Here is an 11,743-nt window from a genome sequence, read left to right on the forward strand (position 1 = left end):
GCCAGGAGCAGACGGCGGGCATCGAGCAGATCAACCAGGCGATCACGCAGATGGACCAGGTGACGCAGCAGAACGCCGCGCTGGTGGAAGAAGCCGCAGCTGCAGCGTCCTCGCTGCAGGAGCAGGCCAGCGGGCTCAGTCAGGTGGTCAGTGTGTTCAGGCTCGAGAACGGGCAGGCGGGTGCGCCGGACGCGAACGCGGCCCTGCCGCGGCGCACGGTTCCTGCCTCTCAAAGCATGTCCAAACCGCCACCCCGGAAGAAGAAGGTCATTGCTGCTCCGGCCGGTGGGCTGGCCATCGCAGGTGGCAGCTGGGAAAAATTTTGAAATGGTTATGACGGGCGTCTCTGTATGCCGTTGTATTCCCGCTTTGTCGGCTGATACATCTGCTTTGCATCAAACCGTATAGGAGTTTTCATGCCCGCAAGAAACCTGCGCCAGGAACGAAATGAACTGCCCCTGGACGTTCGTTCCCGGGCGCTGCTCCCCGATGGACGCAAGTCCCTGTTTGTGCTGACGCAGGTTCATTCTGCGCAGCAGGGCATCGGTGTTCTTCCCAGGTCGCAGATCGCTACCTTGCCGCTGCAGGACAGCTTGTTCCGGTCGTTGACTGAGGAGGCGCCCCAGGTGATCTGGTACGCCAATGCGCGGGGCGGACTGGTTTATGCCAACCGCAAGTGGTACGCCCTGGTCGGCGGCAAGCCGGAAGACTGGATGGGCAGCAAGTGGCTTCGAGCTGTGCATCCTCAGGACCGGGACGACTTGCTGGAGGCATGGCAGCGCGCACTCCGAAAGCGCGAGAACTATTCTGGCGAGCGGCGCATCTTGTCCCGCGACGGGAGCTACCACACGATGTCGTACAAGGCCAGGCCGGTATTCAATGAAAAAGGCGACGTGGCCTTCTGGGTAGGCATCGATACGGACATCAGCGAGATCAAGGCGACGGAGGCCGCATTGCGTCTGTCCAACGAGGAATTGGCAGCTTTCTCCTATTCAGTATCCCATGACCTGCGTTCGCCGCTGAGCGCCATCGACGGATTCAGCCGACTGCTGGCCAAACAGCTGGACCCGCAGGCCAGTGATACGGCGCGCCATTACCTTGCCAGGATCGAAGCGGGGGTAGGTCAGATGGGGCGGCTGATCGAAGACCTTCTTTCACTGGCTCAGGTTTCCCGCACCGATTTCCGTCACGAAATCGTCGATCTGAGCCAACTCGCTGCGCAGGTTCTGGAGCGGTACCTTGCCAGCCCGGCTGGGCGGGAAGTGTCTGTAACCATCGCACCTGGCCTGCAGGCCCGGGGTGACGTCCGCCTGATTCGGGTGCTGCTGGAAAACCTGCTTGGAAACGCGTGGAAATTCACGTCGCAACGGGTCTCCACCATCATTTGCGTTGGCCAGCTCACCGATGCCGAGGGGGATGCCATCTTTTTTGTGCGCGACAACGGCGCCGGCTTCGACATGGCGCATGCTGACAGGCTGTTCAAGACCTTCCAGCGCCTGCATTCAAACACAGAGTTCCCGGGGACCGGTGTGGGACTGGCGACAGTGCTCCGCATAGTGACCCGGCACGGTGGTGAAGTCTGGGCTGATGCAGAGCCCGAAAAAGGGGCCACGTTTTTCTTCACGCTGCCCAACCGGTAGGCACTACGCCGTAAGACGCGGGTGACGGAAATCCGTCGATGGGGCGCCCCCGGGCCATCTGGTCGGCAGGCGTGATCGCTGGCGTTGCCGCATGGGGCGCCAAGCTTTTTCATGGGTGGTAAGTGGGGGCCGCAGCGCCTGGGTAGGGGGCTGAAATCGCGCGCGCGGTCAGGACGGGGCTGTCTCAGCCGACCGCAAACCGGCTGCCACTGCTGGAGCCTGTCTTGTGCGTGCCATCCGGCCCATACAGAGGCTGGCCACTGGCTTTCAGGAAGTTGATGGACTGCCGTGTGTAGTCCAGATGGGTGTGAATCATCACCCCATTTCGGTGATTGCACTCATGGGCCTGCGCTGCGCGCGCCAGCAGATTGCTCCACGCGGTTTGGAGGGCTTCTCCCCCGTCCAGTGCAGCGGCATCACAACCATTGCGTCCCGGGGCGTAGCCCAGCGCCTGCTGCTCCATCTCACGCTGGCGACCGATCAGGGCGATCTGGTCGGCCAGTTGTGACTTGCGCTCGGCAAGACCGGGTAGCCGTTTGAATTCGCCATGGGTCATGGCGTCAGATTCCTGGGCGAGCAATTCGAGAAATTCGCCGATGGCGGCGTGTTCGCGAACGAGAAGGTCGACCAGCGGTGAACTCATGGTGCTTTTTCTCCCAGGAGATCACGCACCGACCGGAGCAGGCCGTCGGCTATTTTGGCGGTGTCGACATGGTAGCGACCGGCACTGATGTCTTCGCGGATTTTGCCCACACGGGCCGCGTCGAAGTCTCCGTTGGTCGAGGGCAGCAAGGGCGTCGCTGCGACCGGACGGGCGGGGGCCGCCTCTGCCGGCATGCCTGACACCGCGCGGTTTGGCTTGACACCTTCCCTTGCGGGCACAGCCGAGGGGTCGGCTGCATTTTTCAGGAAAGTGACGTTTTGATTGATTTTCATGATGTTTTCCTCAGGGTATCTCACCGGTATAACGGCTGATCGGCCCGAAACTTGAGGGAATGACTGCAATTTAACAGGATCAATTGGTTCGTTCCACCATTCCGTCCGGGCCGACGATGCCGCTGACCAGTGTGCCGCCCTGCATTTTGACCTGGACCAGGGCGCCCACGGCGGCACTGGTCAGGGCTTTTCCCTCGGCGCTCACCACAAAGCCTGCTCCCTGGGTGCGTACGCGAATGGTCTGCCCCCTTTGCACTGCCACGGCCTCTCGAAGCAACTCCCGCCGCAAGGGTGCACCCGATGCGATCTGGTTCAGGGCAATTGCGCCATTGAACTGCGACGGGTCGACGATCACGCTGCGGGGAAGGGTGGTGAGGTCGCCTTCGCGCGCAGCGGCGTCGGCGAGTGTCAAGACCTGGCCCGCAGGAATGGGTTGAACCGCGACATAGTAGACGGACCGGACCGCGATATAGGCCGGCACAAAGCGGGTCCATGGCTGATCTGAATGGCATCGCACCCCGACCGACATGCGCCCCCACAAGCGGGCACCACCGGGCAGGAAGGGCTCGGGTGAGTCACAGGCCGGCAGTGCACCCGATATCGGCGTGTCAATGGTGATGACTACCTTGCCGGACAGGCCCGCCGTCTGGCGCAACAGGAATTGCTCTATCACGGGGCGCGCGTTGCCCGACAGGGGCACTGGTTGCGACGTCGCGCTGCGGGCCTGCAGGGGCAGGCTGCCAAAGGTGACAAGGGTGACAAGTCCAAGTGCCAAAACTTTGTACATGGGCATCTTCATGAAATCCCTCGATGGAGTGGCGCCGATGGCCAGGGTCTGCAGGTGTCAATGCTCACCTGCGCGCCCGGCACCCGGGTAGTTGCAAGAATTTTAGGAGCCTGGGCGCCGAGGCCAAGGGTTGAATTGCACCGCAATCCGGATGCTGTTTTGAGGATTGAAACGCGCTGTTCCGGCATGCAATTCATGAAAGCGGAATGTCGGTCGCCGACGCTGCGCCAAGAATTGAATTGAACCTTGAAACGCCGTCTGTTCAGGTGATTGCGCAAGCGGGGTCTACCTACAATTATTTTCATCAAAGCCGGCAGTGCCGTCAGAGGCATCAGCGGCATCTCTTGAAACGATGAGGAAAAAATGATCGACAAACTGGATTCAGCACTGCGCTTCCATCAAGAGGCGCTCAGCCTGCGGGCGCGGCGGCAGGAAGTGCTGTCGTCCAATGTCGCGAACGCCGACACGCCCAATTTCAAGGCGCGTGATTTCGACTTCGGGAGCAGGCTGGCGGAGGCTGTTGAACGCGGCAGGCAGCCCATGTCCATGTCGATGTCCACCACGTCGTCCCGCCATCTGTCCGGCGCAGCGCATGCGGCAGGCGAGAGTGACTTGATGTACCGCACGCCGAATCAGACAAGCCTCGATGGCAACACCGTCGAGATGGATGTCGAGAGGGTCAATTTTGCGGACAACGCCATGCGTTACGAAGCCAACCTGACCATTCTGGGTTCCAAAATCAAATCGCTGCTGTCAGCGGTTCAGTAACAACCAGGCGGAGTCCGTTCATGCCGTTTTCAAACCGTTCACTCAGCATCTTTGATATCGCCGGCTCAGCCATGACTGCGCAGTCGCAGCGAATGAACACCACCGCCAGCAACATGGCCAACGCGGACAGTGTCGCGGGACCCGATGGCCAGCCTTACCGGGCCCGTCAGGTTGTGTTCGAAATGTCGCCCGGGGCGGGCCAGGGAATAGGCGGTGTCAGGGTGGCGCGCGTCATCGAAGATCAATCACCGTTGCGCATGGTGCATGACCCCAAGAATCCGCATGCAAACGCCGAAGGTTACGTGGCCATGCCCAACGTCAACGTGGTCGAGGAAATGGTCAACATGATTTCGGCCTCGCGATCCTACCAGGCCAATGTCGAGATTCTCAATACCGCCAAAACGTTGATGCTCAAGACACTGACGGTGGGTCAGTAAGCCCCTCGGCGCCGACCAATTCATTTCCGGAGAATTTCTCATGACTGTTTCTGCAATCACCTCAACGGACAGCGCCAGCGCGGCCGGCGCGCTGTCATCAAAGACAGTTTCAAGCGCTGATGGAGAACAGCGTTTTCTCAAGCTGCTTGTTACTCAGCTGAACAATCAGGACCCCCTGAATCCTCTGGACAACGCCGAGCTGACCTCGCAACTGGCACAGATGAGCACGGTCAGCGGCATTGAAAAACTCAATACAGCCTTCCAGTCTCTGCTCGCCCAAAGCGGCTCCAGCGAAGTCCTGCAGTCGGCTTCCCTGATCGGTCGTTCCGTACTCGTGCCCGGAACGGGGTTGGCGCTGGAGCAGGGCGCTGCAGTGCCGTTTGCTGTTGAGCTGCCGCAGGGGGCTGATTCGGTGAAAGTCACCGTCACCGACGCGGCCGGCAATACCGTTCGCAGTTTGGATCTGGGTGCCTTGCCGCAGGGGGTCAAGACACTTTCCTGGGACGGAAAGTCAGATGGCGGGGTGCAGTTGGCAGACGGTGCCTACACAGTCAACGTGGCGGCCTACTCCGGGGATTCCAGGATGACGGCGACCGCGCTGACCTATGCCGGCGTGGCCAGTGTGTCGCAGGGCAGCAATGGCGTTGCGCTTGACCTGGGGGCCGGTCGCAAGGCCGCGCTCAGTGAAGTTCGCCTGATTCTCTGAGCCCGACCGACTCACGGCAGTCTCGATTTACAAGTCAATTCAACAGAAGGAAATACCATGGGTTTCGCACAAGGTGTAAGCGCTCTGAACGCCTCCGCAGCCAATCTCGACGTCATCGGCAACAACATTGCCAATGCCGGAACGATAGGCTTCAAATCGGGGGGCGTGCAGTTTTCCGATGTGTATGCAGGTTCCAAGATCGGTCTGGGTACCCAAGTGGCCAGCGTTGCGCAGAACTTCACGTCCGGCTCGGTGCAAACCAGCTCCCGTGCACTGGACGTAGCCATCAGTGATGGCGACGGGTTTTTTCGGCTCGCCAGTCCGGAAGGCGAGATAGCCTACTCGCGCAACGGCCAGTTCGATATGGACAAGAATGGCTACATTGTCAACACGGCTGGTTTGCAGCTCACCGGTTATGCCGTGGGTGCCAACGGCAATCTGGCAGGCGGTACGCCGGCGCCGTTGCAAATGCCTACGGCCGCCATGGCGCCGAAGGCGACCGGGTCCGTGACCGGAATCACTGCACAGTTCAATCTTGATTCGCGGAGCACGGCGCCGGCGACTGCGTTCGACGCCACGGATTCAAGCACCTACAACTATGCCAATTCGGTGACGATTTATGACTCGCTGGGAAACCCTCACGAGTTGGCCACCTTCTTTGCAAAACAGGCGGCTCCGGCTCTCAATGCCTGGAATGTTCATGCGACCGTGGACGGGAAGCCGCTGGATAACGGTGGTGTTCTGCCAGCCGTTGCCAATGGCACAGCGATCGGTACCTTGACCTTTGACAGCAACGGCATTCTGGATACGGCTGTTGTGGGGAACGGTGTCCTGGGTTTCAAGACGCCTGGCTTTACTTTGGGTAATGGCTCTGCCCCGATGACGTTCGATATGAACGTCGCGGGCACCACCCAGTTCGGCAACGCCAATGATGTCAGAAAGCTGACACAGGACGGCTACGCGTCTGGCACGCTGACCTCTCTGGCCATTGAACAGAATGGGACCATCACCGGAAAATACAGCAACGAACAATCCAATACGCTTGGGCAGATCGTCCTGTCTTCCTTTGTGAATCCGAACGGACTGCAGTCCAAGGGCGACAACGTCTGGGCCGAAACCGCTGCGTCAGGCCAGCCGCTGACGGGCACACCGGGTGCCGGCACCAAGCTTGGCGCCCTGGTTTCGGGGGCACTGGAAGGCTCCAACGTTGACCTTACCTCCGAGCTGGTCAACCTGATCATTGCCCAGCGCACCTATCAGGCCAATGCCCAGACCGTCAAGACGCAAGACCAGGTGATGCAGACCCTGATGAACATGCGTTGATGACCCCGTGACCGCCGGCAAGGCGGTTTCTGGCGTCAACAAAATCAGGACAACCAAGGAAGCAATATGGACCGGATGATCTATGTCGGCATGACGGGTGCCAAGCAGGCCATGGAGCAACAGGCTGCGGTGGCCAACAACATGGCCAATGTGTCGACGCCCGGGTTCCGTGCGCAGATCAACAACTATCGTGCAGTTCCAGTCGTCGGCGACGAGATCGCGACCCGTGCCATGGTGGTTGCCACGACTCCTGGCGCCGATATGCGTTCCGGTCCGCTGATGCAAACAGGCCGCCCGCTGGACGTTTCCATACGCGGCGATGGCTGGCTGACCGTCCAGACACCGGACGGCGGCGAAGCTTACACCCGCGTCGGCAACCTTCAAGTGGGTGCCGACGGTCAATTGATGACCATGGATGCCAGGCCGGTGTTGGGCGAGGCTGGCCCGATGGTTGTGCCGCCGGGCTCGTCGCTGGTGGTGGCTGACGATGGCGTGGTGACAGCGCTTGGCGCCGGTGATCCGGCCGTGGGTGCCGCGGAAGTGGGGCGCCTGAAGCTGGTCAACCCAGCCGTGGATGCGCTGGTGCGTGGCGACGATGGCTTGTTCCGCATGCAGGCCGGCGCGGCCACCCCGCAGGCCGACCCCAGTGTGCGTTTGTTGTCCGGCACGCTGGAGGGAAGCAACGTCAATGCAGTGGAGGCCATGGTCGACATGATTGCCAATGCACGACGTTTTGAGATGCAAATGAAGACGCTGCAGACAGCCGAAAGCAACGACCAGCAGGCCAACAAGCTGCTGGGCAACGGCTGATTCGCCGTCCACCCCTTGTCGCCCAATCTGACTTGAACACGGCCCCGGCCATCCCCCAGGAGTTTTTCCCATGATTCGTTCCCTTTCCATTGCCAAGACAGGGCTTGATGCCCAGCAGATGCAGCTCGACGTTGTTGCCAATAACCTGGCCAACGTGGGCACCACCGGTTTCAAGCGCAGCCGCGCCGTGTTCGAAGACTTGATGTACCAGAACCTGCGCCAGACCGGCGGCCAGACCTCGGACCAGACGCGCATGCCCTCCGGCCTTCAGCTGGGTACAGGCGTTCGCGTGGTGGCGACCGAGCGCATCCATACACAAGGCAATCCGACCAAGACCGAGAACCCCAAAGACGTGGCCATCAATGGCGACGGCTTTTTTCAGGTATTGATGCCGGACGGCACCACCGCCTACACGCGGGACGGTTCATTTCAGTCCGACCAGAGTGGGCAGCTGGTCACCGCCAGCGGCTTTCCCGTGCAGCCGGCCATTACCTTGCCGCAGAACACCACCAGCATGACCATTGGCCGCGATGGCACGGTGTCGGTCACCCAGGCCGGCAGTACGGCCAATGTGCAGATTGGCCAGATTCAGCTGGCGACTTTTCTCAACGCCGCAGGACTGCAAAGCAAGGGTGAGAACCTGTATGTGGAGACGGATGCTTCCGGTGGGGCCAACGAAACCGCGCCGGGCCAGAATGGCGCCGGCATTCTGAATCAGGGCTATGTGGAGTCATCGAACGTCAACGTCGTCGAGGAGCTGGTCAACATGATCCAGACCCAGCGCGCGTATGAAATCAACAGCAAGGCTGTCCAGACCTCTGACCAGATGCTCGCGCGCCTGGCGCAGCTGTGATGCACGGGTTGCCGCGGAGCTGCTGGCGCGCAAGCGGCTGGGCATTGACCGTCGCGGCGCTGCTGGGCGGCTGTGCGCAGATCCCGCGCGAGCCGCTGGTGCATCAGCCCATGAGCTCGCGTGCCGATGCGCAGGTGCGCCCCGCGGCGCCGGTCAATGGTGCTATCTACCGGACTGGTTTCGGCGCGCAGGCCCTGTTTGAAGACAGGCGGCCGCGTTACGTGGGCGACATCCTGACCATCCTGGTCAGTGAGAACGTCAATGCGAGCAAAAACTCGGCGGCCAATGCCAGCCGCAGCGGAAGTGCCAGCACCGAGCTGAGCCTGATTCCGAAAATTTTCAGCGGTCTGATCTCCAGCGCGCAGGATGCCACTGCGGGCGGAAAAAACATATTGAGTGCCAAGGGTGGGGCCAATGCCACGAACACCTTCAACGGCGTGATCACGGTCACTGTGGTCGAAGTTCTCCCCAATGGCAACCTGATTGTCAGCGGAGAAAAGCAGATGCTGATCAACCAGGGAACGGAGTTCATCCGCTTCTCGGGCGTGGTCAACCCGCGCACCGTCAGCGCGAACAACACCGTCCCTTCCACCCAGGTCGCCGACGCGCGCATGGAATACAGCGCCAAAGGTTATATCGACGAAGCCCAGACCATGGGATGGCTCCAGCGCATCTTCCTCAACGTGCTGCCGTTCTGATCATGAGCACGACACCCATTTCGCTTCAGCCTCAAGGAAGAATGCGCATGGCCTTGGCGTCCTGCCTGAAACTTTGCCTGCTGCTGTCTGCCCTGGTCGGGTTTCCATCGCAGGCTGAGCGCCTGAAGGATCTTGCGAGCATCCAGGGCGTGCGCGACAACCCGCTGATCGGTTACGGCCTGATGGTTGGCCTCGATGGCAGCGGCGACCAGACCATGCAGACACCGTTCACCACGCAAAGCCTCAACAACATGCTGGGGCAGCTCGGCGTGACGGTGCCGCCTGGAACCAACATGCAGCTGAAAAATGTGGCCGCCGTGATGGTCACCGCATCCCTGCCGCCCTTTGTGCGGCCCGGACAGACCATCGACATCACGGTGTCCTCCCTGGGCAATGCGAAAAGCCTGCGCGGCGGGACCCTGCTGATGACGCCATTGAAAGGCTCAGACGGGCAGGTCTATGCGCTCGCCCAGGGCAACATGGTGGTCGGCGGCGCTGGCGCCTCGGCCAACGGCAGCCAGGTCAAGATCAACCAGCTCAGCTCCGGTCGCATTCCAGCTGGCGCCATTGTGGAGCGGGCGGTGGAATCGACACTCGGCGGGGACGGCACCGTGATGCTGGAGTTGACGACCAGCGATTTCGGCACGGCGCAAAAGGCGGTGGACGCCATCAACCGGAGTTTTGGGCCCGGGACGGCCCATGCGCTTGATGCACGGGTGATCCAGGTCAACGCGCCGCCCCGGCCCGAAGACCGCGTCGGTTTCCTCGCCCGCATCGAGAACATCGATGTGGCGCCTTCGCAGGCGATCGCGAAAGTGGTGATCAATGCGCGTACCGGTTCGGTCGTGATGAACCAGACCGTCCGGATCAATGACTGCGCCGTGGCGCACGGCAATCTGTCGGTGGTGATCAATACCGAGCCGGTGATCAGCCAACCCGGGCCGCTCTCGGGCGGCAGCACGGTGGCCACCCAGCGCTCACAGGTCGAAGTCAGCCAGGCGGGTGGCGCCCTGCAGATCGTGCGTGGTGGTGCCTCGCTGGCTGACGTGATCAAGGGACTCAACACGCTGGGTGCCAATCCGCAGGATCTGGTGTCCATCTTGCAGGCCATGAAGGCCGTAGGTGCCCTGCGCGCTGAACTCGAGATTATCTGAGGGTGACATGAACAGCACCGGTTTTGCCAACCTCAACAGCATGAATTCCCCTGCCTCAGGCGTGCTCGACCAGCGTTTGTCGCTGGATGTGCAGGGTGTCGATGCCTTGCGGCGCACGGTGCGCAGTTCACCGCAGGAAGGCATGAAACAGGCCTCCAAGCAATTTGAAGTGATGTTCATGCAGATGGTGCTCAAGAGCATGCGTGAAGCCACGCCGTCTGACGGCATGTTTGGCAGCCAGCAGGAAAAGATGTACACATCCATGCTGGATCAGCAACTGGCACAGAATCTGTCCGGCCGGGGTCTGGGCCTGGCCGAGGCCATGTTTGCGCAGCTCAACCGGACCGCTGGCGGGGCTGATGTGCCTGCCGCATTGCCCGCAGACAAGCCGCCCGGTATGCCCGGCGCGGCGGTGTCCAGGGTGCCGCAGCCTGTGGCTTCTGTCGCTGCGCCGGTCGTCCGGACACCGGACCTCTCACTGTACGAGACCGCCACGGCGCAGGCGACCCTGAGCAGGAGCGCTCTGCCGCAGGCGCACGTGGAGCAGTTTGTTTCTCGCCTGCTACCCGCGGCGCAGCGTGCCAGCGAGGCGACGGGTGTTCCGGCGCAACTGATCATGGCGCAGGCAGCGTTGGAATCCGGCTGGGGACGCCGCGAGATACGTGCAGAGGACGGCCAGACCAGCTACAACGTGTTTGGCATCAAGGCCGACAAGAGCTGGAAGGGGCCGGTGGTCGAAACCATGACCACCGAATACGTCAACGGCGTTGCGCAAAAAGGCCGGGCCAGCTTTCGGGCCTACGGCTCTTATGACGAAGCGTTTTCTGACTATGCGCGTTTCCTGGTGACGAACCCGCGTTATGCCAATGTGCTCTCCACGCAGGATCCCGCTGAAGCGGCGCATGGCCTGCAGCGCGCAGGTTATGCGACCGATCCCCAATACGGCGGGAAGCTGGTCCGCATCATGAAGCAGATGTCCTGAGCCCGCGGATAGCTCCGGGTTGAGCATTGTTGAACGAGGCAGCAGACAGGCAGCCAACTTTCAAATTTAAAACTAAAGTTTTTCCCTGATGCGGTCGTTAATACAAATAGACGCTTTTGTTGTCACGATATTTAAAGCGCTTACGGAAGCGCTGCCCACCTGATTGAGGAGCACCCATGCAAGCAAGCACCAGCCAGACCGGAGTCGCGGCCGTCCCCGCCATGCCACCCGGAGCCCTGGCGGCCCAGCCACTGGAGTTCCTGGCGTTCACGCTGGGCCAGGAAGAGTACGGGGTGGACATCCAGAAGGTGCAGGAGCTGCGCGGTTATGACGCGGTGACGCGCATCGCCAATGCGCCCGAGCACATCAAGGGGGTGGTCAACCTGCGCGGAATCATCGTGCCCATCATTGACATGCGCATCAAGTTCAACCTGGGCACGCCGACCTATGACCAGTTCACGGTGGTGATCATCCTCAACATTGCCAGCCGCGTGATGGGAATGGTGGTCGACAGCGTCTCGGACGTGATCACCCTGAGCCCGGAGCAGGTCAAGCCGGCACCGGAGATGGGCGCGGTGCTCGATGCCGACTACCTGATCGGGCTGGGCACGCTCGATGACCGCATGCTGATCCTGGTCGATCTGGAAAA

At 61.2% G+C, this 11,743-nt stretch carries 14 protein-coding genes and 1 pseudogene; 12 read left to right on the forward strand and 3 right to left on the reverse strand.

The window, feature by feature from the left end; translation table 11 throughout:
- A pseudogene (locus tag AAG813_RS19485) lies at window positions 1-326 on the forward strand (hypothetical protein); the annotation flags it as partial.
- Between the two features lie 90 nt (window positions 327-416).
- Complete coding sequence (locus AAG813_RS19490; RefSeq protein WP_341917732.1) at window positions 417-1,640, forward strand: ATP-binding protein; 1,224 nt, start codon at window positions 417-419, stop codon at window positions 1,638-1,640.
- Between the two features lie 184 nt (window positions 1,641-1,824).
- Here the strand turns inward: AAG813_RS19490 and AAG813_RS19495 are convergent, their stop codons facing one another.
- From AAG813_RS19495 to flgA, 3 genes are all read right to left on the reverse strand, one after another.
- On the reverse strand, window positions 1,825-2,283 hold the full coding sequence (locus AAG813_RS19495) for a flagellar protein FlgN (RefSeq protein ID WP_341917734.1): 459 nt from the start codon (window positions 2,281-2,283) through the stop codon (window positions 1,825-1,827).
- Window positions 2,280-2,576 carry a flagellar biosynthesis anti-sigma factor FlgM gene (locus tag AAG813_RS19500; RefSeq protein WP_341917736.1) on the reverse strand — a complete coding sequence of 99 codons (297 nt, stop codon included), beginning with the start codon at window positions 2,574-2,576 and terminating at the stop codon, window positions 2,280-2,282. The genes AAG813_RS19495 and AAG813_RS19500 overlap by 4 nt, the downstream gene beginning before the upstream one ends.
- A gap of 79 nt (window positions 2,577-2,655) precedes the next feature.
- Window positions 2,656-3,363, reverse strand: a complete 708-nt coding sequence (gene flgA, locus AAG813_RS19505; RefSeq protein ID WP_341917737.1) for a flagellar basal body P-ring formation chaperone FlgA — start codon at window positions 3,361-3,363, stop codon at window positions 2,656-2,658.
- A 363-nt stretch (window positions 3,364-3,726) separates the two neighbouring features.
- Here flgA and flgB point away from each other — a divergent pair, with 363 nt between their 5' ends.
- The 10 genes from flgB to AAG813_RS19555 form a co-directional block, all read left to right on the forward strand.
- Complete coding sequence (flgB, locus tag AAG813_RS19510; RefSeq protein ID WP_341917739.1) at window positions 3,727-4,131, forward strand: flagellar basal body rod protein FlgB; 405 nt, start codon at window positions 3,727-3,729, stop codon at window positions 4,129-4,131.
- Between the two features lie 20 nt (window positions 4,132-4,151).
- Window positions 4,152-4,568, forward strand: a complete 417-nt coding sequence (gene flgC / locus AAG813_RS19515) for a flagellar basal body rod protein FlgC (RefSeq protein WP_341917741.1) — start codon at window positions 4,152-4,154, stop codon at window positions 4,566-4,568.
- 40 nt (window positions 4,569-4,608) lie between these two features.
- The gene (locus AAG813_RS19520; RefSeq protein WP_341917743.1) at window positions 4,609-5,274 is read left to right on the forward strand and encodes a flagellar hook assembly protein FlgD; all 666 of its coding nucleotides are present in this window, start codon (window positions 4,609-4,611) and stop codon (window positions 5,272-5,274) included.
- A gap of 57 nt (window positions 5,275-5,331) precedes the next feature.
- Window positions 5,332-6,597 carry a flagellar hook protein FlgE gene (flgE, locus tag AAG813_RS19525; protein WP_341917744.1) on the forward strand — a complete coding sequence of 422 codons (1,266 nt, stop codon included), beginning with the start codon at window positions 5,332-5,334 and terminating at the stop codon, window positions 6,595-6,597.
- Window positions 6,598-6,663: 66 nt separating this feature from the next.
- Window positions 6,664-7,407: a flagellar basal body rod protein FlgF gene (locus AAG813_RS19530; protein ID WP_341917746.1), complete on the forward strand. Its 744-nt coding sequence runs from the start codon at window positions 6,664-6,666 to the stop codon at window positions 7,405-7,407.
- Between the two features lie 70 nt (window positions 7,408-7,477).
- On the forward strand, window positions 7,478-8,260 hold the full coding sequence (flgG, locus tag AAG813_RS19535) for a flagellar basal-body rod protein FlgG (protein WP_341917748.1): 783 nt from the start codon (window positions 7,478-7,480) through the stop codon (window positions 8,258-8,260).
- Window positions 8,260-8,958 carry a flagellar basal body L-ring protein FlgH gene (locus AAG813_RS19540; RefSeq protein WP_341917750.1) on the forward strand — a complete coding sequence of 233 codons (699 nt, stop codon included), beginning with the start codon at window positions 8,260-8,262 and terminating at the stop codon, window positions 8,956-8,958. Before flgG ends, AAG813_RS19540 begins: the two co-directional genes overlap by 1 nt.
- A gap of 47 nt (window positions 8,959-9,005) precedes the next feature.
- A complete protein-coding gene (locus AAG813_RS19545; RefSeq protein WP_341917752.1) occupies window positions 9,006-10,112 on the forward strand; it encodes a flagellar basal body P-ring protein FlgI in 1,107 nt (368 codons plus the stop codon).
- A gap of 7 nt (window positions 10,113-10,119) precedes the next feature.
- Entirely contained in the window at window positions 10,120-11,094 is a 975-nt protein-coding gene (flgJ, locus tag AAG813_RS19550) for a flagellar assembly peptidoglycan hydrolase FlgJ (RefSeq protein ID WP_341917754.1), read from the forward strand.
- 221 nt (window positions 11,095-11,315) lie between these two features.
- A partial coding sequence (locus AAG813_RS19555) for a chemotaxis protein CheW (RefSeq protein WP_341917755.1) occupies window positions 11,316-11,743 on the forward strand: 428 nt, incomplete at its 3' end.

Source organism: Polaromonas sp. YR568 (assembly GCF_943371715.1).
GTDB lineage: Bacteria > Pseudomonadota > Gammaproteobacteria > Burkholderiales > Burkholderiaceae_C > Polaromonas.

What these genes read in the sequence shown, in the direction of transcription:
- flgA (WP_341917737.1), bottom strand. Translation starts at nt 3,363, where the DNA reads ATGTACAAAGTTTTGGCACTTGGACTTGTCACCCTTGTCACCTTTGGC.
- flgC (WP_341917741.1), top strand. Translation starts at nt 4,152, where the DNA reads ATGCCGTTTTCAAACCGTTCACTCAGCATCTTTGATATCGCCGGCTCA.
- AAG813_RS19500 (WP_341917736.1), bottom strand. Translation starts at nt 2,576, where the DNA reads ATGAAAATCAATCAAAACGTCACTTTCCTGAAAAATGCAGCCGACCCC.
- AAG813_RS19490 (WP_341917732.1), top strand. Translation starts at nt 417, where the DNA reads ATGCCCGCAAGAAACCTGCGCCAGGAACGAAATGAACTGCCCCTGGAC.
- flgE (WP_341917744.1), top strand. Translation starts at nt 5,332, where the DNA reads ATGGGTTTCGCACAAGGTGTAAGCGCTCTGAACGCCTCCGCAGCCAAT.
- flgG (WP_341917748.1), top strand. Translation starts at nt 7,478, where the DNA reads ATGATTCGTTCCCTTTCCATTGCCAAGACAGGGCTTGATGCCCAGCAG.
- flgJ (WP_341917754.1), top strand. Translation starts at nt 10,120, where the DNA reads ATGAACAGCACCGGTTTTGCCAACCTCAACAGCATGAATTCCCCTGCC.
- AAG813_RS19520 (WP_341917743.1), top strand. Translation starts at nt 4,609, where the DNA reads ATGACTGTTTCTGCAATCACCTCAACGGACAGCGCCAGCGCGGCCGGC.
- AAG813_RS19495 (WP_341917734.1), bottom strand. Translation starts at nt 2,283, where the DNA reads ATGAGTTCACCGCTGGTCGACCTTCTCGTTCGCGAACACGCCGCCATC.
- flgB (WP_341917739.1), top strand. Translation starts at nt 3,727, where the DNA reads ATGATCGACAAACTGGATTCAGCACTGCGCTTCCATCAAGAGGCGCTC.
- AAG813_RS19530 (WP_341917746.1), top strand. Translation starts at nt 6,664, where the DNA reads ATGGACCGGATGATCTATGTCGGCATGACGGGTGCCAAGCAGGCCATG.
- AAG813_RS19540 (WP_341917750.1), top strand. Translation starts at nt 8,260, where the DNA reads ATGCACGGGTTGCCGCGGAGCTGCTGGCGCGCAAGCGGCTGGGCATTG.
- AAG813_RS19545 (WP_341917752.1), top strand. Translation starts at nt 9,006, where the DNA reads ATGGCCTTGGCGTCCTGCCTGAAACTTTGCCTGCTGCTGTCTGCCCTG.